This window comes from Pseudomonas izuensis (genome assembly GCF_002356535.2).
In the GTDB taxonomy this organism is placed as follows: domain Bacteria; phylum Pseudomonadota; class Gammaproteobacteria; order Pseudomonadales; family Pseudomonadaceae; genus Aquipseudomonas; species Aquipseudomonas izuensis.
The window spans coordinates 576,858-602,818 of sequence record NZ_AP017423.2; the positions used below are offsets into that span (position 1 = coordinate 576,858).

Annotated in this window: 25 protein-coding genes; 13 read left to right on the forward strand and 12 right to left on the reverse strand. The window is 59.1% G+C overall.

The genetic code is table 11. The annotated features are described in order from the left end of the window. Positions 1 to 161: 161 nt before the first annotated feature. The gene (locus LAB08_RS02530; RefSeq protein WP_096513680.1) at positions 162 to 1,067 is read right to left on the reverse strand and encodes a LysR family transcriptional regulator; all 906 of its coding nucleotides are present in this window, start codon (positions 1,065 to 1,067) and stop codon (positions 162 to 164) included. Between the two features lie 175 nt (positions 1,068 to 1,242). On the opposite strand from LAB08_RS02530, the gene amaB reads away from it, so the two are divergent. The 9 genes from amaB (at position 1,243) to LAB08_RS02575 (ending at position 12,410) form a co-directional block, all read left to right on the forward strand. Continuing rightward, positions 1,243 to 2,733 (forward strand): L-piperidine-6-carboxylate dehydrogenase, encoded by a 1,491-nt coding sequence (amaB, locus tag LAB08_RS02535; protein WP_096513679.1) that lies wholly within the window; start codon positions 1,243 to 1,245, stop codon positions 2,731 to 2,733. 156 nt (positions 2,734 to 2,889) lie between these two features. Continuing rightward, positions 2,890 to 4,173 carry an L-pipecolate oxidase gene (amaA, locus tag LAB08_RS02540; protein ID WP_096513678.1) on the forward strand — a complete coding sequence of 428 codons (1,284 nt, stop codon included), beginning with the start codon at positions 2,890 to 2,892 and terminating at the stop codon, positions 4,171 to 4,173. Between the two features lie 364 nt (positions 4,174 to 4,537). Beyond that, entirely contained in the window at positions 4,538 to 5,671 is a 1,134-nt protein-coding gene (locus LAB08_RS02545; protein WP_096513677.1) for an ABC transporter substrate-binding protein, read from the forward strand. 264 nt (positions 5,672 to 5,935) lie between these two features. Continuing rightward, the gene (locus tag LAB08_RS02550) at positions 5,936 to 6,850 is read left to right on the forward strand and encodes an ABC transporter permease subunit (RefSeq protein WP_096513676.1); all 915 of its coding nucleotides are present in this window, start codon (positions 5,936 to 5,938) and stop codon (positions 6,848 to 6,850) included. Positions 6,851 to 6,853: 3 nt separating this feature from the next. Next, a complete protein-coding gene (livM, locus tag LAB08_RS02555; protein WP_096513675.1) occupies positions 6,854 to 8,137 on the forward strand; it encodes a high-affinity branched-chain amino acid ABC transporter permease LivM in 1,284 nt (427 codons plus the stop codon). Further along, positions 8,134 to 9,006: an ABC transporter ATP-binding protein gene (locus tag LAB08_RS02560; protein WP_096513674.1), complete on the forward strand. Its 873-nt coding sequence runs from the start codon at positions 8,134 to 8,136 to the stop codon at positions 9,004 to 9,006. The genes livM and LAB08_RS02560 overlap by 4 nt, the downstream gene beginning before the upstream one ends. Continuing rightward, on the forward strand, positions 9,003 to 9,719 hold the full coding sequence (locus LAB08_RS02565; protein WP_096513673.1) for an ABC transporter ATP-binding protein: 717 nt from the start codon (positions 9,003 to 9,005) through the stop codon (positions 9,717 to 9,719). The genes LAB08_RS02560 and LAB08_RS02565 overlap by 4 nt, the downstream gene beginning before the upstream one ends. 841 nt (positions 9,720 to 10,560) lie before the next feature. Continuing rightward, complete coding sequence (locus LAB08_RS02570; protein WP_096513672.1) at positions 10,561 to 11,331, forward strand: SDR family oxidoreductase; 771 nt, start codon at positions 10,561 to 10,563, stop codon at positions 11,329 to 11,331. A gap of 173 nt (positions 11,332 to 11,504) precedes the next feature. Next, positions 11,505 to 12,410, forward strand: a complete 906-nt coding sequence (locus LAB08_RS02575) for a cation diffusion facilitator family transporter (protein WP_096513671.1) — start codon at positions 11,505 to 11,507, stop codon at positions 12,408 to 12,410. 113 nt (positions 12,411 to 12,523) lie between these two features. Here LAB08_RS02575 and LAB08_RS02580 read toward each other — a convergent pair whose 3' ends face one another. The 7 genes from LAB08_RS02580 to LAB08_RS02610 all read right to left on the reverse strand — a co-directional run bounded on the left by LAB08_RS02580 (position 12,524) and on the right by LAB08_RS02610 (position 17,747). After that, positions 12,524 to 13,657, reverse strand: coding sequence for an AGE family epimerase/isomerase (locus LAB08_RS02580; protein ID WP_096513670.1), 1,134 nt, complete (start codon positions 13,655 to 13,657; stop codon positions 12,524 to 12,526). 166 nt (positions 13,658 to 13,823) lie between these two features. After that, complete coding sequence (locus LAB08_RS02585) at positions 13,824 to 14,396, reverse strand: HupE/UreJ family protein (RefSeq protein ID WP_096513669.1); 573 nt, start codon at positions 14,394 to 14,396, stop codon at positions 13,824 to 13,826. Positions 14,397 to 14,425: 29 nt separating this feature from the next. Further along, positions 14,426 to 15,040 carry an urease accessory protein UreG gene (ureG, locus tag LAB08_RS02590; protein ID WP_077045358.1) on the reverse strand — a complete coding sequence of 205 codons (615 nt, stop codon included), beginning with the start codon at positions 15,038 to 15,040 and terminating at the stop codon, positions 14,426 to 14,428. A 35-nt stretch (positions 15,041 to 15,075) separates the two neighbouring features. After that, the gene (locus LAB08_RS02595) at positions 15,076 to 15,750 is read right to left on the reverse strand and encodes an urease accessory protein UreF (protein ID WP_096513668.1); all 675 of its coding nucleotides are present in this window, start codon (positions 15,748 to 15,750) and stop codon (positions 15,076 to 15,078) included. After that, positions 15,747 to 16,247, reverse strand: a complete 501-nt coding sequence (ureE, locus tag LAB08_RS02600) for an urease accessory protein UreE (protein ID WP_096513667.1) — start codon at positions 16,245 to 16,247, stop codon at positions 15,747 to 15,749. Before ureE ends, LAB08_RS02595 begins: the two co-directional genes overlap by 4 nt. A gap of 266 nt (positions 16,248 to 16,513) precedes the next feature. Continuing rightward, positions 16,514 to 17,146, reverse strand: a complete 633-nt coding sequence (locus LAB08_RS02605; RefSeq protein ID WP_096513666.1) for a TetR family transcriptional regulator — start codon at positions 17,144 to 17,146, stop codon at positions 16,514 to 16,516. A 172-nt stretch (positions 17,147 to 17,318) separates the two neighbouring features. Beyond that, entirely contained in the window at positions 17,319 to 17,747 is a 429-nt protein-coding gene (locus tag LAB08_RS02610; protein WP_096513665.1) for a hypothetical protein, read from the reverse strand. 374 nt (positions 17,748 to 18,121) lie between these two features. On the opposite strand from LAB08_RS02610, the gene LAB08_RS02615 reads away from it, so the two are divergent. Further along, on the forward strand, positions 18,122 to 20,191 hold the full coding sequence (locus LAB08_RS02615; protein ID WP_096513664.1) for an AsmA family protein: 2,070 nt from the start codon (positions 18,122 to 18,124) through the stop codon (positions 20,189 to 20,191). A gap of 75 nt (positions 20,192 to 20,266) precedes the next feature. Here LAB08_RS02615 and LAB08_RS02620 read toward each other — a convergent pair whose 3' ends face one another. The 3 genes from LAB08_RS02620 to LAB08_RS02630 form a co-directional block, all read right to left on the reverse strand. Then, positions 20,267 to 20,977 (reverse strand): hypothetical protein, encoded by a 711-nt coding sequence (locus LAB08_RS02620; protein WP_147432575.1) that lies wholly within the window; start codon positions 20,975 to 20,977, stop codon positions 20,267 to 20,269. Positions 20,978 to 21,051: 74 nt separating this feature from the next. Further along, positions 21,052 to 21,819 carry a hypothetical protein gene (locus LAB08_RS02625; RefSeq protein WP_096513662.1) on the reverse strand — a complete coding sequence of 256 codons (768 nt, stop codon included), beginning with the start codon at positions 21,817 to 21,819 and terminating at the stop codon, positions 21,052 to 21,054. 155 nt (positions 21,820 to 21,974) lie between these two features. Continuing rightward, the gene (locus LAB08_RS02630) at positions 21,975 to 22,904 is read right to left on the reverse strand and encodes a LysR substrate-binding domain-containing protein (protein ID WP_172901634.1); all 930 of its coding nucleotides are present in this window, start codon (positions 22,902 to 22,904) and stop codon (positions 21,975 to 21,977) included. Positions 22,905 to 23,013: 109 nt separating this feature from the next. On the opposite strand from LAB08_RS02630, the gene LAB08_RS02635 reads away from it, so the two are divergent. The 3 genes from LAB08_RS02635 (at position 23,014) to LAB08_RS02645 (ending at position 24,955) form a co-directional block, all read left to right on the forward strand. Then, a complete protein-coding gene (locus LAB08_RS02635; RefSeq protein WP_096513660.1) occupies positions 23,014 to 23,652 on the forward strand; it encodes an FMN-dependent NADH-azoreductase in 639 nt (212 codons plus the stop codon). Then, on the forward strand, positions 23,653 to 23,958 hold the full coding sequence (locus LAB08_RS02640) for a DMT family transporter (protein WP_096513659.1): 306 nt from the start codon (positions 23,653 to 23,655) through the stop codon (positions 23,956 to 23,958). A gap of 106 nt (positions 23,959 to 24,064) precedes the next feature. Next, the gene (locus LAB08_RS02645) at positions 24,065 to 24,955 is read left to right on the forward strand and encodes an esterase/lipase family protein (protein WP_096513658.1); all 891 of its coding nucleotides are present in this window, start codon (positions 24,065 to 24,067) and stop codon (positions 24,953 to 24,955) included. A gap of 88 nt (positions 24,956 to 25,043) precedes the next feature. On the opposite strand, the gene LAB08_RS02650 is transcribed toward LAB08_RS02645, so the two are convergent. Next, positions 25,044 to 25,931 (reverse strand): DMT family transporter, encoded by an 888-nt coding sequence (locus LAB08_RS02650; RefSeq protein ID WP_096513657.1) that lies wholly within the window; start codon positions 25,929 to 25,931, stop codon positions 25,044 to 25,046. Between the last annotated feature and the right edge of the window lie 30 nt (positions 25,932 to 25,961).

Sequence of the window (25,961 nt, forward strand, 5' to 3'; positions counted from 1 at the left end):
AGTGGCGCATATCAGGGACAGGGATTACCAGCATTTTTTAGACTACACCGGGCCTCTGTAGGAGCTGGCTTGCCAGCGAAGGCGTCAGGCCAGTCAACCTGGATGTTGAATGTGCTGGCCTATTCGCTGGCAAGCCAGCTCCTACAGAGCGAAGGTACCCATCAGGTCGCTGCAGGGCTGTCGACCTGCTCCAGCATCCACTTCACAAAATCCCGCACTTTTGGCACTTCCGCCGAATGCTCAGGGTACGCCAGGTAATACGCATCGGTGCTGGGCATTGCATGCTGCCAGGGAATGACCAGCTTGCCGTCCGCCAATTCCTCTTCCACCAGAAACCGTGGCAGCAACGCCACGCCACAGCCGACTTGCGCGGCGCGGATGCACATATAGAAGGTTTCGAAGCGCGGTCCGTGGTAGCTGTGTTCGGTGTGGTAGCCCTGGTTGTCGAACCAGTCATGCCAGGCCTGGGGACGGGAGGCGTTTTGCAACAGGACCAGGTCGGTGAGTTGCGTAGGGTCGGTGAAGGGTTCGGCGGGCAGGCTGCCGGGGGCGCAGACCGGTACCAGCTCCTCACCGAACAGCTTCAGGCATTCCGTGCCGGGACGTGAGCCCTGGCCGAAGTAGAACGCCAGGTCACTGCGACCTTGCAGCAGATCATCGGCTTCCTGCTCGCTGCACAGGTCCAGATGAATTGACGGATGGCGCAGGCGCCAGCCTTTTAGCCGTGGTACCAGCCAGCGCGCGCCGAAAGTCGGAGGCGTGGAGACGCGCAGGACTTCTGTTTCGCCGCCGTAGGAACGCAGGTAATGGGTCGACATCTCGACCTGCGTGAGGATTTTTCGTACCTCGACCAGGTATAGATCGCCCGCCGGTGTCATTTGCAGGCGTCGGCGTACCCGGCGAAACAATAGATGCTGTAACAGCTCTTCGAGTTGCGCGACCTGTTTGCTGACAGCACTCTGGGTCAGGTTCAACTCTTCGGCAGCCCGGGTGAAGCTCAGATGCCGGGTCACGGCTTCGAAACACTGCAAGGCAGCGATCGATGGCAAATAGCGTTTGTTCAGCATGGGCGGTCCTTTGTTCTTGTCTCTTTATTGCCAGCAATGCACAGCATGAATAAACGGAATGATATCTCTCTTAAAGGTCGTTTGTTGAGTAACCTCCGGGGCGCTAAAACTACAGGTCTGATCAGCCGTGATCACGCGGCTGCACACGTACCGTTTTTTGCTTGAGGAGTGACCCATGGTTGCCGCATTGCTTGATCGTCTTGGTGTGAACCCGGCCCTGTACCAGAACGGCAAAGTGCCAGTGCATTCGCCCATCGACGGCAGTCGCATCGCCGCCGTGAACTGGGAAGGTGCCGCTGAAGTCGAGCAGCACATCAGTCGCGCAGATCATGCGTTCGAACTGTGGCGCAAGGTTCCGGCGCCGCGCCGTGGCGAGCTGGTGCGTCAACTGGGCGATATCCTGCGTGAATACAAGGCTGACCTCGGCGAGCTGGTGTCCTGGGAAGCTGGCAAGATCACCCAGGAAGGCTTGGGTGAAGTTCAGGAAATGATCGACATCTGCGATTTCGCCGTCGGCCTGTCCCGCCAGTTGTACGGTTTGACCATCGCCTCCGAGCGCCCTGGCCACCACATGCGTGAAACCTGGCACCCGCTGGGCGTCGTCGGCGTGATCAGTGCCTTCAACTTCCCGGTGGCGGTCTGGGCCTGGAACGCCACACTGGCGCTGGTTTGCGGCAACCCGGTGATCTGGAAACCGTCGGAAAAAACCCCGCTGACCGCACTGGCCTGCCAGGCGCTGTTTGATCGCGTGCTGAAAAACTTCAGTGATGCACCCGCACACCTGAGCCAGGTGATCATTGGCGGCCGCGATGCCGGCGAAGCCCTGGTCGATGACCCGCGTGTCGCACTGGTCAGCGCCACCGGCAGCACCCGCATGGGCCGCGAAGTGGCGCCGAAAATCGCTGCACGCTTCGCCCGCAGCATCCTGGAACTGGGCGGCAACAACGCGATGATCCTCGGCCCAAGCGCCGACCTGGACATGGCCGTTCGCGCCATCCTGTTCAGCGCCGTCGGTACCGCCGGTCAGCGTTGCACCACATTGCGTCGCCTGATTGCCCACGAATCGGTCAAGGAAGAAATCGTCACCCGCCTGAAAGCCGCGTACTCAAAAGTGCGTATCGGCCATCCGCTGGAAGGCAACCTGGTCGGCCCGCTGATCGACAAGCAAAGCTTCGACAACATGCAGGATGCGCTGGAGCAGGCGTTGAGCGAAGGCGGCCGGGTGTTTGGCGGTGAGCGTCAGTTGCAAGACAAATTCCCTAACGCTTACTACGTTTCGCCGGCCATCGTCGAAATGCCGGAGCAGAGCGATGTGGTCTGCCACGAAACCTTCGCGCCGATCCTCTACGTGGTGGGTTACAGCGATTTCAACGAAGCGCTGCGTTTGAACAACGCTGTGCCGCAAGGCTTGTCGTCCTGCATCTTCACCACCGACGTGCGCGAGGCCGAGCAGTTCATGTCGGCTGTAGGTAGCGATTGCGGCATTGCCAACGTCAACATCGGCCCAAGCGGTGCCGAAATCGGTGGCGCGTTCGGTGGCGAAAAAGAAACCGGCGGCGGTCGCGAGTCCGGCTCCGACGCATGGCGCGGTTACATGCGCCGTCAGACCAATACCGTGAACTACTCGCTGGAATTGCCGTTGGCCCAGGGTATTACGTTTGACTGATATTTCAGGCAAGCAGTGATCCCTGTGGGAGCGAGCCTGCTCGCGAATGCAATCTGTCAGCCGACATCAATAATGGCTGATATACCGCTTTCGCGAGCAGGCTCGCTCCCACAATGATTTGTGTGGGTTGGTTAGGTTTCTGATTGGAGTCTGGCAATGCCGTTACGCGAAGAGTGTCTGTGGGAAAAACTGACGCCACAAAGGCCCGACAATGCGGCGCTCAAAGGTGAGGTAACAGTCGATGTCTGCGTCATCGGCGCCGGTTTTACCGGGCTGTCGGCGGCGGTGCATCTGCTGGAGCAGGGCAAGACAGTGTGTGTGCTGGAGGCCCATCGCGCCGGTCATGGCGGTTCCGGACGTAACGTCGGGCTGGTCAACGCCGGTATGTGGATTGCGCCCGACGAAATCGAGGCCGGTTTTGGCGAGGCGGTCGGCAGTCAGCTCAACCGCATGCTGGGCGCGGCGCCAGCGCTGGTGTTCAGCCTGGTCGACAAATACAACATCGATTGTCAGCTGCGTCGCGAAGGCACGTTGCACATGGCGCACAACGCCCGTGGCGAAGCCGATCTGCGCAGTCGTGAAGAACAATGGAAGCGTCGCGGCGCGCCAGTGGAGCTGCTGACCGGGCAAGCTTGCGAGCAAGCGACAGGCACCCAAAAGATCGCTGCTGCGCTGCTCGATCGGCGTGCCGGTACCCTCAACCCGATGGCCTACACCACGGGGTTGGCGAAAGCGGCCATCGGTCTGGGCGGTCAGTTGTTCGACCATTCCCCGGTCACCCGACTTGAGCGTCAGGGCTCGCGCTGGTCAGTGCAGACAGCCCAGGGTTCGGTGCTTGCCGAGCAAGTGGTGATCGCCTCCAACGCTTACACCGAGGGTGACTGGACCGAGTTACGGCGCAATTTCTTCCCCGGTTATTACTATCAAGTGGCTTCAGTACCGCTGACCGAAGAGGCCGCCCGGAAAATCCTGCCCGGTGGCCAGGGCTCCTGGGACACCCGCCAGGTGCTCAGCAGTATCCGTCGGGATAAAGACGGTCGCCTGCTGCTCGGCAGTTTGGGCAACGGCAATCAGAAACCGGCCTGGTTCCTCAAGGCCTGGGCCGATCGCGTGCAGCAGCATTATTTCCCCTACCTGAAACCCGTGGAGTGGGAGTGCACCTGGACCGGGCGCATCGCGTTTACGCCCGACCATTTGATGCGCCTGTTCGAACCGGCGCCCGGAATAGTGGCAGTCACCGGTTACAACGGTCGGGGCGTGACCACGGGGACGGTGGTCGGCAAGGCCTTTGCCGATTACCTGTGTAACGGAAATCCTCAAGCGCTACCCATTCCGTTCGCCCCCATGCAGCCATTGGCCGGTGTGGGCCTTCGCAGTTGCCTGTATGAGGCGGGGTTCTCGCTGTATCACGCAGGCCAGTGCTTGCGGATCGTGATCTGATTGTTGAAATTTGTTGCTGGGAGCGGCGCTTTTTCGCGCAGCGACTAGCCTGTGATGGTGCGGGTTGTAGCAGTCCCGCACCAGCAGTGTGCAGTTAGGTGACGCACGTTGTTACAGGCTGGTTGCACACCGTTTGGTGCCGCGGTTGCAATGATGGCGCAGGAGGGTTGCGCCTCGAAAAATAAATGGTTTCACCTTCCGCGGTTTAGACGGTTGCACGCCCAATGAAAATGGGACCGAAACAGTCGAAATAAGAATAAAGCAGCGACTTTTTTAAGAATAAAAAACCGATGGCACGGCCCTTGCTCTGAGCATTCAGTGAAGTCGCAGTGCCAATTAAAAAAAAACCTTGGAGCACCACCTCATGTCCCAGACGTTTTACAAAAAAGGCTTTTTGGCCCTCGCAGTGGCAACTGCGTTGGGTGTTTCTGCGTTTGCTCAGGCTGACATCAAGATCGGCGTAGCGGGTCCAATGACGGGCGCCAACGCAGCATTTGGCGAGCAGTACATGAAGGGTGCACAGGCAGCGGCCGATGCGGTCAACGCATCGGGCGGCGTGAACGGGGAAAAAATCGTGCTGGTCAAGGGCGACGACGCCTGCGAACCGAAACAGGCTGTGACGGTCGCCAAGGACCTGACCAACCAGAAAGTCGCTGGCGTGGTCGGTCACTTCTGCTCCTCGTCGACCATCCCGGCCTCCGAGATCTACGACGAAGCGGGCATCATCGCCATCACCCCGGGCTCCACCAACCCGGCCGTTACCGAGCGTGGCCTGAGCGCCATGTTCCGTATGTGCGGTCGTGACGACCAGCAGGGCATCGTGGCCGGCGACTACATCGTCGACGTGCTCAAGGGCAAGAAGGTTGTCGTGCTGCACGACAAGGACACCTACGGCCAAGGCCTGGCTGACGCCACCAAGGCCCAGCTGGAAAAACGCGGCGTGAAGCCGGTGCTGTACGAAGGCCTGACCCGCGGCGAGAAAGATTTCAGCGCCGTTGTCACCAAGATCCGTGCGGCCGGTGCCGACGTGGTCTACTTCGGCGGCCTGCATCCGGAAGCCGGTCCACTGGTTAAACAACTGCGTACCGAAGGCCTGAAAGACGTGAAATTCATGTCCGACGACGGCATCGTGACCGACGAACTGGTGACCACCGCTGGCGGCCCGCAATACGTCGACGGCGTACTGATGACCTTCGGCGCCGACCCACGCCTGCTGCCAGACAGCAAGACCGTGGTAGACGCTTTCCGCAAGGCCGGCACCGAGCCTGAAGGCTACACCCTGTACGCTTACGCTTCGGTCCAGACCCTGGCTGCCGCCTTCAATGGCGCCAAGTCCAACAAGGGCGAAGACGCTGCTGCGTGGCTGAAGAAGAACCCGGTCAAAACCGTCATGGGCGAGAAGACCTGGGACAGCAAGGGCGACCTGAAAATCTCCGACTACGTGGTTTACCAGTGGGACAAGGACGGCAAATACCACCAACTGGAAAAACAGAAGTGATTTGAGGGTGTGACCGATCTGTGGCGAGGGAGCTTGCTCCCGTTGGACTGCGTAGCAGTCCTGATGTTGGGGGCGCCGCGCGACCCGGCGGGAGCAAGCTCCCTCGCCACACAGTTTGTGTTCGCCGTTAACTGACTGGCATTGGCCAGAAGGCACGTCTGTCTTTTCTCGTAGAGCTGCACACAACCGCATGGTGCCGGCGGCTGAACCCCGGTCCGACGCCAGCGGCTTCTGTGCAGTCTCTCAAATGCGTGAGATTGCGTTATGGATGGTATTTTCCTGCAGCAACTGGTCAATGGCCTGACCCTCGGGTCGGTCTATGGCCTGATCGCCATCGGCTACACAATGGTCTATGGCATCATCGGCATGATCAACTTCGCCCACGGCGAGGTTTACATGATTTCCGCTTACCTCGCGGCAATCAGTCTGGCTCTGCTGGCTTACTTCGGTATTGAATCCTTCCCTCTGCTGATGCTCGGCACCCTGATCTTCACCATCGTCGTCACGGCGGTGTACGGTTGGGTCATCGAGCGCGTCGCCTACAAACCCCTGCGTAACTCCACCCGGCTGGCTCCGCTGATCAGCGCCATCGGTATCTCGCTGATCCTGCAAAACTATGCACAGATCGCCCAGGGTGCCCGCCAACAGGGTGTTCCGACACTGTTGACCGGTGCATGGCGCGTTGACGTAGGCACTGGCTTCGTTCAGCTCACCTACACCAAGATCTTCATTCTGGTCGCAGCGTTCGTCGGGATGGGCCTGCTGACCTACGTCATCAAGTACACCAAGCTCGGCCGCATGTGCCGTGCGACCCAGCAAGACCGCAAGATGGCCTCGATCCTCGGGATCAACACCGACCGCGTGATCTCCTACGTGTTCATCATCGGTGCAGCCATGGCGGCGCTGGCCGGCGTGCTGATCACGATGAACTACGGCACGTTCGACTTCTACGCAGGCTTCGTCATCGGCATCAAGGCCTTCACTGCCGCGGTACTTGGCGGGATCGGTTCTTTACCTGGCGCCATGCTCGGCGGGATCATCCTCGGGATTTCCGAGTCGCTGTTCTCCGGCCTGGTGAACTCGGACTACAAAGACGTCTTCAGCTTCTCGCTGCTGGTTCTCGTTCTGGTCTTTCGGCCTCAAGGCCTGCTCGGCCGTCCTCTTGTGTCGAAGGTGTAAGCGATGTCTTCAACCACTAAAAAAACCATTGATCTCAAAAAAAGTCTGGTTGATGCGATTCTTGCCGGCCTCATCGCCCTGATCGTGTTCGGGCCGATTGTCGGCATCGTGCTCGATGGCTACGGCTTCAACCTGGAAACCAAGCGGGTGGCATGGATTGTTGCCATCGTCATGGCCGGCCGCTTTGCCTTGAGCACATTCCTGCAAACCCCAAAGGGCTTGAAAATCCTAGAAGGATTTGAAACCACCGGCTCCGGAGTGCATGTACTGGCGCCCGATTACAAATCACGTTTGCGCTGGATCATCCCGTTGATGATCGTCATCGCCGTGGTGTTTCCGTTCTTCTCCAACTCCTATCTGCTGGGCGTGGTCATCCTCGGGCTGATCTACGTGCTGCTGGGGCTTGGCCTGAACATCGTGGTCGGCCTGGCCGGTCTGCTCGACCTTGGCTATGTGGCGTTCTATGCCATTGGTGCCTACGGTCTGGCGCTCGGTTATCAGTACCTGGGACTGGGGTTCTGGACGGTGCTGCCGCTGGCGGCGATTACCGCGGGCCTGGCAGGTTGCATCCTTGGCTTCCCGGTGCTGCGCCTGCACGGCGACTACCTGGCGATCGTGACCCTGGGCTTCGGTGAAATCATCCGTCTGATCCTCAATAACTGGCTGTCCCTGACCGGCGGCCCGAACGGCATGCCGGCGCCGTTGCCGACCTTCTTCGGCCTCGAGTTCGGCAAGCGTGCGAAAGATGGCGGCGTGCCGTTCCATGAGTTCTTCGGCATTGCCTACAACCCCGACGTGAAGTACTACTTCATCTACACGGTGTTGTTCCTGGTGGTTCTGGCCGTGCTGTACATCAAGCATCGCTTGACCCGCATGCCGGTCGGTCGTGCTTGGGAAGCCTTGCGTGAAGATGAAATCGCTTGCCGCTCGATGGGTCTGAACCACGTGCTGGTCAAGCTCTCGGCGTTCACCATCGGTGCTTCGACAGCGGGTCTGGCCGGTGTGTTCTTCGCCACCTACCAGGGTTTCGTCAACCCGACCTCGTTCACCTTCTTTGAATCGGCCTTGATCCTTGCCATCGTGGTACTGGGCGGCATGGGCTCGACCATCGGCGTGGTGATCGCGGCCTTCGTACTGACAGTGGCTCCGGAATTGCTGCGTGGCTTTGCCGAATACCGCGTCCTGCTGTTCGGCATCCTGATGGTGTTGATGATGATTTGGCGACCGCGCGGCCTGATTCGGATCAGCCGTACCGGTGTGACCCCGCGTAAAGGAGTAGCGCCATGAGCGAAGTCGTACTCAGTGTCGAAAAACTGATGATGCACTTCGGCGGCATCAAGGCCTTGAGCGATGTCAGCCTGAAGGTCAAGCGCAACTCGATCTTCGCCCTGATCGGCCCCAATGGCGCCGGCAAGACCACGGTGTTCAACTGCCTGACCGGCTTCTACAAGGCCTCTGGCGGCAAGATCGAACTCAACGTGCGCGGCCAGCAAACCAACGTCATCAAGTTGTTGGGCGAATCGTTCAAGCCGACCGATTTCGTCTCGCCGAAAGCCTTTGCCAGTCGGTTGTTCTACAAGGCATTCGGCGGCACCCATCTGGTGAATCGTGCCGGGTTGGCGCGGACATTCCAGAACATTCGCCTGTTCAAGGAAATGTCGGTGCTGGAAAACCTGCTGGTGGCCCAGCACATGTGGGTCAACCGCAGCATGCTGGCCGGCATTCTCAACACCAAGGGTTATCGCAAGGCTGAAAGCGATGCCCTGGACCATGCGTTCTACTGGCTGGAGGTGGTGGACCTGGTGGATTGTGCCAACCGTCTGGCCGGTGAACTGTCCTACGGCCAGCAACGTCGCCTGGAGATTGCCCGGGCCATGTGCACGCGTCCGCAGATCATCTGCCTCGACGAACCGGCCGCCGGCCTCAACCCTCAGGAAACCGAAGCGCTGAGCGCGATGATCCGGCTGCTGCGCGACGAGCACGATCTGACCGTGGTGCTGATCGAACACGACATGGGCATGGTAATGAGTATTTCCGACCACATCGTGGTGCTGGACCACGGCATCGTCATCGCCGAGGGCGGTCCCGATGACATCCGCCACGACCCGAAAGTGATTGCCGCGTACCTGGGCGCCGACGAAGAGGAGGTGGTATGAGTAAATCCATCCTCGAACTCAAGGCGCTGGACGTGTTTTACGGGCCGATCCAGGCCCTGAAGAAAGTCTCGCTGCACATCAACGAAGGTGAAACCGTCAGCCTCATCGGCTCCAACGGCGCCGGCAAGTCGACCCTGTTGATGTCGATCTTCGGTCAGCCCCGGGCGGCGGACGGGCAGATCCTCTACCAGGGTGTGGACATCACCCACAAATCGTCGCACTACATCGCGTCCAACGGCATCGCGCAGTCGCCGGAAGGGCGGCGGGTGTTCCCTGACATGACCGTCGAGGAAAACCTGCTGATGGGCACCATTCCGATCGGCGACAAATACGCCAAGGAAGACATGCAGCGCATGTTCGAGCTGTTCCCGCGGCTCGAAGAGCGGCGCAACCAGCGGGCCATGACCATGTCCGGTGGCGAGCAGCAAATGCTCGCCATCGCCCGGGCGTTGATGAGCCGGCCGAAGCTGCTGTTGCTCGACGAGCCGAGCCTGGGCCTGGCCCCGATCGTGGTGAAGCAGATCTTCGCCACCCTGCGGGAACTGGCCAAGACCGGCATGACCATCTTCCTGGTAGAGCAGAACGCCAACCACGCCCTGAGGCTGTCGGACCGGGCGTACGTGATGGTTAACGGCGAGATCCGCATGAGCGGCACAGGCAAGGAGTTACTGGTCAACGAGGATGTGCGTAACGCCTATCTCGGCGGGCACTGAGTTTTCGTTGTTATGCACAAGCCCCGGCGCGAAAGCTCCGGGGCTTTTTTATATCTCCAGTACACCGCCAAACCCTGTGGGAGCGGGCTTGCCCGCGATGAGGCCGGCACTCTCAACATTAGTGCTGAATCTTAAATCGCCATCGCTGGCAAGCCAGCTCCCACAGGTTCGGTTGCAGCATTCGATGAAATTGTGGAAAACAATATTCCCAAGCTCCGTAACCGCGACATAAAGCCGCTGCAAATAGTTGTTTTGTCACGGTTTTGACTTGTCCCCGTTTACTGTGGAACTGGCTGTGAATAACGTGGGTGTAGCTGGCTGAGAGCCTTTGAATTCGTGGCTTTCAGCGCTGTGGTTGTTTTTTGCTCAGGTGTTTTTGCAAGGCCTCTGGGTGGCTTTGTCAACTTTTTTCTTGATGACGAAAGTGCGCCGGATCGGGGTATGCAAGCCTGTGGATAAGTCTGTGATTAAACTCTGGAAAGACTCGGCTGAAGGCCGTAGTTACTGGCTTGCGGCCATCGTCGAGTTGACTGCCTGGTCGAGAAATTGGCCATGGGCTACACGGCGGGCCTGTGAGGGTCAAGCGAAAAAGTTTTCAAATCCCTCGCAAAGCCTTGTGGAGAGCGGCTTGCAGCATTTCGACTTGCCCCCGGAATGTGTGGATGGGGCTGTGGATAAGGTGCGTGCACATGGCTGCAGGTCACGGTGCGTAAGGCATTGCCAAGATTGATCGTTTTTTGTACAGCTTGTGCGGTGGTTGCCGGTGCGTGCAAGGCCGGGCATGCTGCCAGCTGATTTTCTATTCCAATGGCTGACCATCGGCCGAAGCAAGGAGAACACGATGTCCAACACCCTGTTTATTACCGGCGCGACCTCCGGTTTTGGTGAAGCCTGTGCCCGTCGTTTTGCCGAAGCCGGCTGGAAACTGGTGCTGACCGGCCGTCGTGAAGAACGCCTCAACGCCCTGTGCGCCGAGCTATCGAAGCAGACCGAGGTGCATGGCCTAGTACTGGATGTGCGCGATCGCAAGGCCATGGAAGAAGCCATCGCCAACTTGCCGCCTTCGTTCGCCAAGTTGCGCGGGCTTATCAACAATGCGGGGCTGGCCCTTGGCGCTGATCCGGCGCCCAAGTGCAGTCTGGACGACTGGGACACCATGGTCGATACCAACATCAAGGGCCTGATGTACAGCACCCGCCTGCTGCTGCCGCGCCTGATTGCCCACGGTCGTGGCGCCGGTATCGTCAACCTGGGTTCCGTTGCCGGCAGTTACCCGTATCCGGGCAGCCATGTGTATGGCGGAACCAAAGCCTTCGTCCAGCAGTTCTCCCTGAGCCTGCGCTGCGATCTGCAAGGGACTGGCGTACGGGTCAGCAACATCGAACCGGGCCTGTGCGAGAGCGAGTTCTCGCTGGTGCGCTTCGCCGGTGATCAGGAGCGTTACAACGCCACTTATGCCGGTGCCGACCCGATCCAGCCGCAGGACATTGCCGAGACCATTTTCTGGGTCCTCAATGCCCCGGCGCACATCAATATCAACACCCTGGAGCTGATGCCGGTGAGCCAGACCTGGGCCGGGTTTGCGATTGATCGCAGTGGTGGCAAGGCTTAAGACCGCGTAACGGCCATTCGCGAGCAGGCTCGCTCCCACAAGGATTGCGCTGAACCTGTGGGGGAGAGCTAGCCCGCGAAGGGGGCGGAACAGACGCCGCAGGACATCAGCTAGACTCCTCCCTCAAGTAACCTGCCGCACCCGGCGGTTTCAAGGTTGATCGAGGAGAGCGAGTGAGCAATCGAGGCGAGCAGGCGCTGCTCAAGCAATCGACCTTCCTGATGCTGGTGGTGACATTTGCCGGGATCATCACCGGGTTTGTCTCGGGTTCCCAATCCATCCTGTTCGATGGCTTCTTCTCGCTGGTGGCAGCCTTCATCAAGGTCCTGATGCTGATCACCGCAAAGCTGATCGCCAAGGAAAGCAATCAACGCTTCCAGTTCGGCTCCTGGCACCTGGAACCCATGGTGCTGGTGATCGAAGGCAGTTTCCTGTTGCTGGTGGCCATTTATGCCTTTCTCAACGGCGTGTTCGGCATCATCAGCGGTGGCCGCGAGGTCGAGCTCGGCCTGGTGATCCTTTACGCGTCGGTGTTCACCATCGTCGAGCTCATCTATTTTTTCTACGTCCGCCATCGCAATCGCACGCTCAAATCATCGCTGATCAAGTTCGACAACATCAGTTGGCTGGTGGACGCGATGCTCACGGCCGGCCTGCTAGTGAGTTTCCTTATCGCGCTGCTGCTCAAGACTCAGGGCTACGACAAATGGGCGTTGTATGTCGACCCGATGATTCTGATTCTGCTGGCCCTGGGCATGCTCCCTCCAGCATTCCAAATCCTCGGTCCGGCGTTGCGCGATGTGTTGGGAATTGCCCCGGACCAATTGGACGACAAGGTGCGCCAAGTGATGGAAGAGGCCAAGATCGAGCACGGTTTCGACGACTACATTTCCTACGTGCAGAAGCACGGTCGTGCGTGTTTTATCGAGATTCACGTCGTGTTGCCGAAGGATTATTGGCTGGACGGTGTGGGTCAACTGGACAGTTTGCGAGAGGAAATTTCCACAAAACTTGGCGAGCCGGACGCCGCGCGATGGCTGACGATCAGCTTTACCGGGGATCGCAAGTGGATTGAGTGAAGGCCGTTGACCTCCTCGAGGTCAATCGTTGGATCGCCGCCCGGCCGGCTCGCTCCCACAGAGGAATGAGATCAACTGTAGGAGCGAGCCTGCTCGCGAAAGCGATCTGAACATTAACGCAGATATTCAGCCAACCCGGCATAGCAGGTCGCCAAGTGATAAGGCGTGGTCGATGGCATGTCCAGGCGGCTCACTTCACCGTGCTCGTCACGGCATTCATACCAACCGCCCGCGTGCAGCGATCGTTGTTGCAGCGCCTGCAATTGGCGCAGCACCGGGGCCTCGCTGTTGGGGCGTAGCGTCAGTGCACGCAGGTACTCGGCTTGAGCCCAGATTCGCTGGGTGGCGTCCCGCAAGCCTCCATCCGGCCCAAGATCGAGCATGGCCCGCACGGCCCCCGTCTGTTGGTCGACACCCAATTGCTCTGTGAACGCAAACGCGCGCTCCAGCGAAGCGTGCAATTTCGAACCGCGTAGCAGGTCGGAGGACTCCAGCAGGAAATACCATTCGAACTGATGCCCCGGTTCAAACCAGTTATCCACAGCGCCCAGCGGTTTCTCCATCAGCACACTGTGTTGCGGATCGATGAAACGCTTCTGCATGGCTGTGCATAACTCGACGAGCGCTCGTTGCACAGCGAGGTCTTCGCGCACTGACAACGTGGCGAGGAAGGCTTCCGCCAGATGCATCAATGGGTTTTGCAGAGGGCCGGTTTCCAGGGTTGCCCAGTCGCGATCCAGGCACGCTTCGTAGAGGCCGTCGCCGGTCGCGAATCGCCGTGCGATCACTTCCAGGGCAGCATTGAGCACGGACTCCACCAGCGGCTCGCGGACTTTGTTCCAGTAATGGGCGCAGGCAAACAGGATGAAGGCGTGGGTGTAGAGGTCTTTGCGCTGATCCAGCGGCGCTCCGTGCGGGTCGATGCTGTAGAACCAGCCGCCGTGCTCGGCATCGTGAAAATGCCGCTGCAAGGAGCGGAACAGTGCCGCGGCGCGCTCTTCGGCCTTTGGCACCTGGCCGATCAGACTGGCAAACAGATACAGCTGTCGTGCGCAGGCCATGGCCCGGTAGCGCTGGGGGGGCAGCGGCTGGTGCCCGGCATCCAGCGCTTCATAAGGCAACGCCATGTCGACATTCCAGCCGGGGCCTTGCCAGAGCGGCACGATCACGTTCAGGAAGTGCTGTTGCACCGAAGTGAACAGAGCGGTCAGATCGGGCTGGGAGGCGGAGCGGGAAACAGGCGGCATTGGCTGGCGTCGTCACGGCAGGGTTGATTGCGCGACATGTTAGCAGGCCTGAGAGGTATGGTGTTTTTCAGGCCGCCTTCGCGAGCAGGCTCGCTCCCACAGGGGAACGCATTCCAAATGTGGGAGCGAGCCTGCTCGCGAAGAGGCCGGTTCAATTAATACAAAATCAACCCGCCAACAACCAGACCCCAGCCCCCGCCGAAACTGCACCGGCCAGCCGAACCAATGGTGCAGCCGCCTGAGGCAACACCCGTACCAGCGCATAACCTGCGCCATGCAACGCCGCCGTCGCCGCCACAAACCCTGCTGCATAAGCCCAGGGGCTCGACATAACCGGCAGCTCCAACCCATGCGCCACACCATGGAACAGTGCAAACAGCGCCGTCGCGCCCACCGCCACACTTAATGGCGGACGTACTGCCAGAGCCACCGCCAGACCCAGCGCCAGCACCGACGCGGCAATCCCGCTTTCCAGCGCAGGCAGTTCCAGCCCTTCAAACCCCAGCAACCCGCCGAGCAACAAGGTGCCGACAAAGGTGCATGGCAGCGCCCAGCGCGCGACACCTTTTTGTTGCGCTGCCCACAGACCGACCGCGAGCATCGCCAGCAAGTGGTCGAGGCCGCCGATCGGATGGCTGATGCCGGCGATCAAGCCGTTGTCGCCATGCCCCGGGTGGGCAAAGGCGAGGGCCGGGGACAGCAGCAGGGCCAGGGCCCCCAGAATGCGTTTGAGTGTCATGGGTAAGCTTCCTTGTTGATCAGTGGAGGTCAAGCCGCGGTCAGCAGGCCCTGGCGTTCAATGAAGGCGATGATTTCTTCCAGGCCCTGACCGGTTTTCTGGTTGCTGAAGACGAACGGCTTGCCGTTGCGCATGCGCGTAGTGTCGCTGTCCATCAGGGTCAGTGATGCCCCCACCAGCGGTGCAAGATCGATTTTGTTGATCACCAGCAGATCGGATTTGCAGATCCCCGGGCCTCCCTTGCGAGGCAGTTTGTCGCCGGCCGAGACGTCGATCACGTAAATGGTCAGGTCCGACAGTTCCGGGCTGAAAGTTGCCGAGAGGTTGTCACCCCCGGATTCCACCAGAATCAGGTCCAGACCCGGAAAGCGGCGATTGAGCTGATCCACGGCCTCGAGGTTGATCGAGGCGTCTTCGCGGATCGCCGTATGCGGGCAGCCACCGGTTTCCACGCCGATGATGCGTTCCGGCGCCAAGGCCTGGTTGCGCACCAGAAAGTCGGCATCTTCACGGGTGTAGATGTCGTTGGTCACGACAGCCAGGTTGTACCGGTCGCGCAGAGCCAGGCACAGGGCCAGGGTCAGGGCGGTTTTGCCGGAGCCGACCGGGCCGCCGATGCCGACGCGCAGGGGTTGTGTGTTCATGTGGTTCTCCAATATAGGGCGGCCAAAATAAGGGGCTAGGAACGAAACAGGCGGCTGTATTGGCGCTCATGGGCCATACACGCCAGGGACAGGCCAAACGTGGCACTGCCGTAGTGTTCTGGGGTGATGCCGGTGGCGTTGTGCTGGGCTTGCTGCAGCAGCGGTAGCAATTCGCTGGTCAGGCGCTGAGCGGCCTGCTGGCCCAGCGGCAGGGTTTTCATCAGCACCGCCAGCTGGTTTTCCAGCCAGCTCCAGAGCCATGCAGCCAATGCATCCTGGGGGCTGATCTGCCAGGCACGAGCGGCCAGTGCCCAACCCAGGGCCAGGTGCGGTTCGGGGCGCTGTTCAAGGAAAGCGCGGGCCGTTGTATCCAGCTCCGGCAAGCCGTTGAGCAATTGCTGCAAGGAGTAGCCCATCTGCCGGCTCTCTTGATGCAACTCGCGGGTTTCCCGGCTGGCGCGGTGTTCTTCGCAGCGTTGCAGCAGTTCGCCCCAGTTTTCCTCGAAGGCGGCCACGCAATGAGCGAGCAGCAGCGGGGCTTCGAAGCGGGCGAGATTGAGCAGCAATTGATCGCTGATCCAGCGTCGTGCGCTGTCGGGATCGTTTACGCGGCTGTTCTCCACTGCCATTTCCAGGCCTTGGGAGTAGCTGTAGCCGCCAATCGGCAATTGCGGACTGGCCAGACGCAGCAGCGCCCAGGCGGCGTTCATAGGCGTACGCCGAACTGGTGCAGTTTGGGTGGGTAGTTGAAGTCTTCGTCGCCGTGACGCGAATGGTGATGACCGCCGCCGTACGCACCGTGTTCCGGCTGGAACGGCGCTTCGATGTGCGAGGGGGTGGCGCCCAATTGTTCGAGCATGGCCTTGAGCACGTAATCGTCGAGCAGGCGTAACCAGCCGTCGCCAACCTGCAGGGCGACGTGGCGATTGCCCAAGTGATAGGCGGCACGGGTCAGTTCGAATGCGTTGGCGCAGGTGACGTGCAGCAGCTGTTCCGCACGGGCGCAAACACGGACGATGCGCCCGTCTTCGGCTTGCAGGCATTCGCCGTCATACAGTGGCGATTGACCGCGCGCCAAAAACAACCCGACGTCTTCGCCCTCGGCACTGAAACAGCGCAAACGGCTTTTGCTCCGCGCTTCGAAAGTCAGGTGCAACTCGGCGGCCCAGACGGGTTGAGGGTCGATTCTGCGATGAATCACCAGCATCGGAAAGCTTCCAGCAATGGACAATGCTCAGGCTAGAGCAAGGGGCTTGCCAATCGGGGGAGTGTGTAGGAAATGCCTGTGGGATGCGTAGGGCGGAGCTGATTCGGACATGAGTTGTGAGTGACGATGGTGCGAGATTTTTTGTATTGCACCAACTTGAGGCGATTTGCTTTTTTGTGGGAGCGAGCCTGCTCGCGAATGGGGCTAGTCAGCCACATTGATATGAGAGGACGACCGCTTCGCGAGCAGGCTCGCTCCCACAAGGGTTATTCGGTGCTGCCGAGGCCTTGCCAGTGCTTCAATCCGATAAAGATAAACCGCAGCTGCTGGGTGATCTTTGCCTGGGGCGTCAGATGCTCGGGCAATGCCTCGGCCGGCGGGTCGATGATGTCGGGCAAGGTGGCGAATACACTTTTAACGATCAGGTCCGCCATCACGCTCAGACCGGCAATGTCCAGGTGTTGCAGCTTTGGCATCAATGACAGATCGGCAGCCAGGTCCGAGCTGATATCTTCGCGCAATCGGCCAATGGCCAGGCGCACCGGGAGTGAACCGCCGTATTGCTCGCGGGCGAGAAACAGAAATTGCGAACGGTTGGCCGAAACCACATCGAGAAAGATCCGCACCGACGCATCGATGATACCGCCCATGACGAATTCGTTATGTCGCACCAACCGGATGGTTTCGCGGAAGGTCTGGCCGACCTCGCTGACCAGCACCAGGCCCAGTTCATCCATATCAGCGAAATGCCGGTAGAAACCGGTCGGGACGATGCCGGCGGTTTTCGCCACTTCGCGCAGGCTCAGGCTGCCGAATCCTCGGCCGCCTTCCATCAGGTGGCGGGCAGCGTCCATCAGGGCGTTGCGGGTTTGTTGTTTCTGTTCGGCGCGGGGCAACATCGCAAGGGCGTTTTCTGGAGAAGGGGAGCGGCGCACTCTAGCAAATCGGCTTTGCCGGCGTCGAACGACGAAAGGGAGATCCAGTGCAGAAGGTACGGCGTTGTAAGGTGAGTGGCCAGAAAGTCAAAAGCCCAATCCGGTGATTGGGCTTCTTTTCAGGGCCGCCATGGGCTTAGCTCATAGCGCTGTTGCGTTCGATGACACGGTCACCACCATCAGCGGCAACGGTTTGACCTTGTGGAGTCTTGTCATAGCCATCAGCGGCAACGGTTTGGCCTTGTGGAGTCTTGTCGTAGCCGTCAGCGGCAACGGTTTGACCTTGTGGGGTCTTGTCATAGCCATCAGCAGCAACGGTTTGGCCTTGTGGGGTCTTGTCGTAGCCATCAGCGGCAATGGTTTGGCCTTGTGGAGTCTTGTCGTAGCCATCCTGAGTAATCAGGCCTTTTTCTTTCAGGCGATCGTTACCGCCTTCGGCCAGGGTTTGGCTGAATGCCGAGTGGCTGTCTTTGACTTGCGGAGTAGCCTGGTCAGCGGCCGGCAGTGCGAAAGCAGTGCTGGCCAACATAGAGAGGGTAAGGCTAAGCAGTAGTTGGCGTTTCATGATTGGGTGCTCCGTGGGGCGGCGATAAATTGGGTACAAGGGCAATGCTACTCTCGATAAGTCGATATAAAAGTTCATAAACGCAATGTTAATAATCAACGGAATTGATTGTTCGCTGCAGCCCTTGTAAACCGGGCCTTCGCGGTGCGCTGAGGTGGGTATTTTCGACTCACTTGCACCCCGCAAAAGTGCGGGTGTGGTAACGCCGGAGGAAGGAACGGCGGCAATCGGGCCGTCGTTTGCGGCAAAATCGGTTTTTCGATTAAACCTGCGCGCCGTTTTTCAGTCGTAGATTTCATAGCGGGCCGGTTCTGGCGCTGCGTTTCTCATGTGCGTCGCAGTCCGGCGCTCAGTCGTATCAGGAGCTCTGTGCAATGACGCGCACTCGTAAAATTCTCGCCTGGACCTTCGCCAGCCTGGTTGTACTGCTGGCGGTGCTGGTACTGGTCATCGTGTTCTTCGATTGGAACCGGATCAAACCACCCCTCAATGCCAAGGTCTCCGAGGAGTTGCACCGCCCGTTCGCGATCAACGGCAACCTGGCGGTGATCTGGCGGCGCGAGCTTGAAGAGGGGGGCTGGCGCGCGTGGGTGCCGTGGCCGCATGTGGTGGCCGAAGATTTGAGCCTGGGCAACCCCGACTGGTCGAAAACGCCACAGATGGCCAGCCTCAAGCGCGTGGAACTGCGCATTTCGCCCCTGGCCTTGCTGGCGCAACGGGTGGTGATCCCGCGCATCGACCTCACCGAACCCAATGCCGAGCTGCAACGCCTGGCGGACGGACGTGCCAACTGGACCTTTAAGTTCGATCCGAAAGACCCGAATGCCAAACCCTCGAACTGGGTGGTGGATATTGGTGCGATCGGCTTCGATAAAGGCCACGCCACCCTCGACGATCAGAACCTGAAGACGCAGCTCGATCTATTGATCGACCCGCTGGGCAAACCGATTCCATTCAGCGACATCGTCGGTGAAAAAACCGCGAAAGCCGCGCAGGAGAAGGGGGCGGCCCCGCAAGACTATGCGTTTGCCCTGAAGGTCAAAGGCCAGTACCACGGCCAGAAACTCACGGCCGAGGGCAAAGTCGGAGGGCTGCTGGCCTTACAGGATGCGGCCCGACCGTTTCCGTTGCAGGCTCAGGTGAAGATTGCCGACACCAGCATCGAACTGGCCGGCACCCTGACCGACCCGATGAACCTCGGCGCTCTGGATCTGCGCTTGAAGCTGGCTGGTACCAGCCTGGGCAATCTCTATCCTCTGACCGGTGTGACCCTGCCGGATACACCGCCCTATGCCACCGACGGTCACCTGATGGCCAAGCTGCATGAGCCGGGGGGCGCGGTGTTTCGCTATGAAGAGTTCAACGGCAAGATCGGCGCCAGCGATATCCATGGCGACTTGAGTTACGTCGCCAGCCAGCCGCGGCCGAAACTCAGCGGGTCATTGCTCTCCAATCAACTGCTGTTTGCCGACCTGGCCCCGCTGATCGGTGCTGATTCCAATGCCAAGCAAAAGGCCCGTGGCGGCGAGAGCAAACAGCCGGCGGACAAGGTACTGCCGGTTGAAGAGTTCAAGACCGAGCGCTGGCGTGACATGGACGCCGATGTTGAGTTCTCCGGCAAGCGCATCGTCCACAGCGAAAAACTGCCGTTCAACGACCTCTACACCCACCTGGTGCTCACCGATGGCGTGCTCAGCCTCGAACCGCTGCGATTCAGCGTGGCGGGCGGCAAGCTGGATGCGCAAATCCGCCTGAACGGTCGCACTGAACCCTTGGAGGGCAACGCAAAACTCACTGCGCGCGGTTTCAAACTCAAGCAGTTGTTTCCGACTTTCGAACCGATGAAAACCAGTTTCGGTGAGCTCAATGGCGATGCCGATATCACCGGTCGCGGCAACTCGGTGGCCACATTGCTGGGCAGTGCCAACGGCAATCTGAAAATGCTGATCAACGACGGCGCAATCAGTCGCGAGTTGATGGAGCTGGCCGGGTTGAACGTCGGCAACTACGTGGTGGGCAAGATCTTTGGTGACAAGGAAGTGAAGATCAACTGCGCGGCTGCCGACTTCGACATCAAGACTGGTCTGGCTACTACTCGGCTGTTCGTTTTCGATACCGAGAACGCGATTGTCTATATCGATGGCACGGCGAACATGGCGACCGAGCAACTGGACTTGACCATTACCCCGGAGTCCAAGGGCTGGCGCTTGATTTCATTGCGTTCGCCGCTGTACGTGCGGGGCAAGTTCATCAAGCCCGAAGCCGGGGTGAAAGCAGTACCCCTGATGTTGCGCGGGGCGGGGATGGTGGCACTGGGCGTGATCGCCGCACCGGCGGCGGGGTTGCTGGCATTGGTGGCGCCGAGCAGCGGCGAGACGAATCAGTGCGCGCCGTTACTGGAGCAGATGAAGGCGGGCAAGGCACCGAAGACCGTGAAGAACTGATGCATGAATTTCATGTTCTGTAGGAGCGAGCATGCTCGCTCCTACAGTTGCCGTACCTAAACGGCATCGATTTTTTCAAATCACCCGGTTGGGTGTTGGGGCATGTACTAAGTCGGTGTTGATGTGATTGCCGATTTTCTTTATCACGGTAGCTCTGAACTTGTCGTATTCGCGCGCGTCCAGCGAACTGACCCACAACCACACATTGGACTTTCCATCCTGGATGGAGTTGAGGACGGGTTGATCCAGGATGTCGATGCTGATTCCATTGGTTGCTTTGAATGCAACCTGCAGTGTGATGATGCTTGCATTGTTTCGAACAATGGTCAGTCGGGTTGAAGTGGCAACCGGTTTTTTCATCGAGTGGGAACAATCAATCTCGATTCCTGATGTAAACGTATTGGCCTGGAGTTTATCGAGAATGAGCGGAATGACCGGCGATTGCGTGGGCGGCTTTTTCAACTGCAGAAAAGCGTTAAGTACAGCTTGTTTCTCCTCTTTTGTCAGGGAAGATCCCGTACCTGATTCGATAACGTTCAAAAGGCTTTTCGTTGAAAAAACGTAGTGTCGGAACTCTCGGCTTTTTTCAATCCAGCCTAATCTATTCACAGTAGCTACATACTCTGAAAATAGCTGCTCCCGACTGCCCTGGTGTTTCGAAGTTGATACGAGTTCGGCGAGAAGGCTGGAGTTTAAAATGTCATTTTTAAATTCTTTTTCGTGTTGTCCGCAAAAAACGGTGATGTTGCCATTTATTAGGTAAGTGTCATGCGTTGATGTTTCCATGGTGTGGTGGCCCGAAATACGCAGGTGAAGTTTTTTTGAATCGGCAGATTTGCCAATTCAAATATTCTGTGATTTTAAAAGTCAGGCAGGTTGTCAATATATTTATTGGCCGCATCGGTGTATTTGCTTATCAGCTTGGCGCGTATTCCTGAGAAGGTGTGATTGCTTAGATACATGCGCACTGCGCCGGTTTTGATGGTGGTGGATTGTCTTGTGGATTTCCAGAACAGGATGCCACGGGTGCTTTCCCGCGCATCGAGGGAAATGCAGTTAAGGACCATGTTTGCCTGACCATGACTATCGACCCAAACCGGCGCGATGTCGAACTTGGCCTGAGTGCCGAGTTTAGAATCACGATTGAAAATTTCGATTGCCCTGGGGTTGTTTTTTACGGACTCTACCGCTTGATTCGAGACCTTTGACAGGACTGCCGCAGCACCTGGGGTGAGCAGGCTACTGGCAACCTCAAAGGCAACCTGGTCCATCGTCAGGCCGACTCTCCTGATGGTCGTCTCTTGAATATCCTTGTTTTGGAAAGTCCAGCCTATATTTGACAGACCAGTAATATATTCTTTATACCATTCAAACAGCTGCCTCTCTTCAGGGTACTTTTTAGTCGCGGCATGCTGCATGACCAACTTGCATAGATTGACGTCATCAATGATTTGTTGTGGAACCCCTGGGAGAAAAGCATTTATCGTGTCAGGCATTACACTTGCAGTGGAGTTGCTGACGTCGTGAGGGGGCTGGTTGTCTGGATAAGCAGCGAATGCTCGTGGCATTATGATGGGTGGTAACGCTGGCAGGGAGTCGATGAATTCGAGTCGTTGTTCAAGAAGCATAAGTGTATTCCTTTACTTGATTGTTTTGGCAACCGGTCGGTTGTGGCTGTTAGAATAATTTCATCCTGAAAAAAGTCTATGTGGGGTTTGTAACTTCAAGTGCGTAAAAGTGATAAGTGGAAATTAAGGTTTTGATGTGGTTTTAGTATGGTTAGTCATTGGGTATTACTTGAGTGCAAGCGCTGTCCTGATGCCAACGCCTCCTCGCGCAACCACGCAAAAAAGGCCCGAACCGGCGGGTGTCGCTCCCGTCCCGGCACACACAGTGCGCTGTAACCGGCGCCCTCCACCTGCACGTCGCCCCGATAAGGCACCAGCACACCGCTGGCCACGCTCTCTGACACCAGAATATTGCTCGCCAGCACCACGCCTTGACCGGCAATCGCGGCTTGCAAGGCGTAATGCTCTTCGTCGTATTCACGCACGGCCGGCTGGCCCGTCAGCCAGGTCTCGCCGGACTGCGCGCACCAGGCCTCCCAGCCGTGGGCGTAGAGCCTGGAGTTGTGCCAGCGAACGCTGATCAGCGCTGGTGTGCGAGCTGCCGCCAGGGCCACTTGTTCCGGTGAGCCATAGACACCGAAAGTTTCGTCGAACAGGCACAAGCCATACAGGTTTGGATAGTCACCGAGGCTGTAGCGCAGCACCAGGTCGACACTGGCGTCCTGATGCAGATCGATGACCTCGCAATGGGTGTCGAGGCGCAGGCTGATATTCGGATGGCGGGCGTAGAAGCGACCCAGGCGTGGCACCAGCCACAGTGCGGCGAAGGCGGCGGTGGTGGAGATCGTCAGGCTCGTGCCGCTGCGTTGCGGGCGCAGGGTATCGACGCTTTGCGCCACTTCCAGAAAAGCGCCGTGCAGGCTGTGGAACAGCCGTTCGCCGCAGTCGGTCAGGCGCACCTGGCGTGGCAGGCGCTCGAACAGCGGCACGCCGAGCCAGGTTTCCAGCGAGCGGATCTGATGGGACACCGCCGTCGGGGTCACAGAAAGTTCTTCGGCGGCGGCCTTGAAACTCAGCAGGCGAGAAGCGGATTCGAAGGCGCGCAGGGCGGTCAACGGCAAGGAAGCGAACATTGAGTGCTCCATGGATGAAATAGATTCATCCAGACTGATTTTTGCTCAGTTGAACAGGGGCAGCTGCAAGCTTGAATCTGCAAGCCACACGTTGTTCGAGTTTAGTCCCAAGGAGATTCAGATGAGCACAATTCTTGCGATACATGCCAGTCCACGTGGTGAGCGCTCGCATTCCCGACGTTTGGCCGAAGTGTTTTTGTCAGCCTGGCAGGCGCGCAATCCCCATGCGCAACTGACCCGCCGCGAAGTCGGCCGGGCGTTGATTCCGCCGGTCAACGAGGCTTTCGTGGCCGCGGCGTTTTACCCCGAACCCGACGCCCGACCGCTGACGATGCAGGCCGACCTGGCGTTCAGCGATGAACTGGTTGGCGAGTTGCTGGGCCATGACTTGCTGGTGATTTCCACGCCGATGCACAACTTCAGCGTACCCAGCGGTTTGAAAGCCTGGATTGATCAGATCGTGCGGCTCGGGCTGACCTTCAATCACACGCTGGACAACGGCGTGGCCCAGTACGAGCCGTTGGTGCCAGGCAAAAAGGCGCTGATTGTCACCAGTCGCGGCGGATTCGGTTTTGGTCCGGGCGGCGAGCTGGAAGCCATGAACCATGCCGATCCCTTGCTGCGTACGGTATTGGGTTTTATCGGCATCACCGATGTCACAGTGGTTGCCGCCGAGGGTGAAGAGTCCGAGGCCCGCACCTTCGAAGTCTCCGCAGCCGAGGCCGAGCAGCGCTTGCTCGCGCTGGCCAGGGAGTTCTAGATGGCCTGGTGGTTTTTGCTGATCGCTGCCGGGTTCGAAGTCACCTTTGCCATGGGCATGAAGTACGCCGAGGGCTTCACCCGGTTGTGGCCGTCGCTGATTACCGTGGTGGCGGCAGTGGGCGGGGTGTATTTCCTGACCCTGGCGATGCGTGAGTTGCCGGTGAGTATCGCCTACCCGATCTGGACCGCCATCGGTTCGCTGGGCACGGTGTTTCTCGGTTTTGCGTTGCTGGGTGAAAGCCTGACTGCGGTGAAATTGGTGTCGGTCGGGCTGATCGTGGCGGGTGTAGTGGGGTTGAAATAGGGCGGATGTCATAGACTGGTCGTCGAGTTGTCATATTCGCTGGCGATGCTTGGCGGGTGAATTGTCTCTCGCCTTGCGTCACCCCCGATCATCAGGACGTCCGCCCATGCCGCAAGGTTTTGCTCCGCGTTACCCCTTGGTGCTGGTCCCGGGAATGCTCGGGTACGTGCGGTTGCTGCTCTATCCGTACTGGTACGGGATCGTTTCGGCGTTGCGCCAGGGCGGTGCCGTGGTGTTTGCGGTGCAAGTGTCGCCGATCAACTCCAACGAAGTGCGGGGCGAACAATTGCTCGCGCGGATCGAAGAGATTCTGCGCGAAACCGGTGCCGAAAAGGTCAACTTGATTGGCCACAGCCAGGGCGCGTTGGCCGCTCGGTACGCTGCCGCCAAGCGACCGGATCGGGTGGCGTCGGTGACGTCGGTGGCGGGGCCGAATCATGGCTCGGAGCTGGCGGACTATCTGCATCACCACTATCCCCATGACAGTGTCCGTTGCAGGCTCCTGAGCTTTTTGCTGCGCCTGGTCGGGGCGTTGATGAGCCTGCTGGAAACCGGTTATCGCGGGCCGAAGCTTCCGGTGGATATCCATAAGGCCCATCACTCGCTCACCACTGAAGGTGTGGCGCTGTTCAATCAGCGTTATCCACAGGGGGTGCCCGAAACCTGGGGCGGACAGGGCGCGGAAGAGGTGAACGGCGTGCGTTATTACTCTTGGTCCGGCACCTTGCAGCCAGGCAAGACCGATCGCGGACGCAACCTCCTCGACGGCACCAACCGCACTTGCCGATTGTTTGCCAGAAGCTTCGTGCGCGAGGCCGGCCATTGCGACGGGATGGTCGGACGCTACAGCTCACACCTGGGGACGGTGATTGGCGATGAGTATCCACTGGACCACTTCGACATCGTCAATCAGTCGCTGGGATGGGTGGGCAAGGGGGGCGAGCCGGTGCGGTTGTTTGTCGAGCATGCGGCGCGGTTAAAAGCAGCAGGGCTTTAGACCGCGTGATTTTCTTCGCGAGCAGGCTCGCTCCCACAGGGGAATGCATTTTAAATGTGGGGGCGAGCCTGCTCGCGAAAGGGCCAGATCAGGCAATACTGACCCTTCTGCTCAACACCGTCGTCCAACGCTCCGAAAGAACCACCCCACCCAGCGTCAACACCCCACCCACCAGGTGATACATCGCCAATTGCTCATGCAGCACCCCCGCCGCAATCAAGGCCGTCATCACTGGCAGCAAATTGAAGAACAACGTGGTCCGGCTCGGCCCCAGGCGCACCACGGCCTGCATCCAGGCCAGGGGCGCCAGCATCGAGGCCAGCAGGCAGGCATACAGCACCAGCGGAATGTTCTGCAGGGTCGGGCCGATTTTCGGTGAGGCGAGGAACAATGGAAACAGCACCACCACCGCCACCAGCACCTGCAAATACAACAACACCAGCGGTGGCAACTTCAGCTGCCATTTTTTCAACAGTGTGCTGTAGATCGCATAGGCCAGCGTGGCGACCAGCATCATCGCATCACCCAGGTTCACCCCGTGCTCCAGCAACACGTCGAGGCTGCCGGAGGAAACGACCACCAGAACTCCGGCGAACGACAGTACCGCACCGGCCAGTGCCCCGGCGGTCAGGCGCTGGCCGAGGCTGATGATCGCCATGGCCAGGGACATCAAGGGCATCAGCGACAGGATAATGCCCATATTGGTGGCCGAGGTCAGGGCCGCAGCAAAGTACGCCAGACTCTGATAGACCGCCATGCCGAGCACGCCGAGGATGAAAATCTTGCCAAGATTCGGGCGAATCGCCGGCCAGTGGGCGATCACCGGTTTGAGCAGGAAGGGCGTGAACAATAGTCCGGCAAGCAGCCAGCGGTAAAAGCCGATCTCTGCGGGGAAGATCGCCCCGGCCGACATTTTTGTGATCACGGTGTTGCCGGCCCAGATAAAAATGGCCAGGAGGGGATAAGCGTATTGCATCGGGGAAAACCATAACGTTAATGAGGGGCG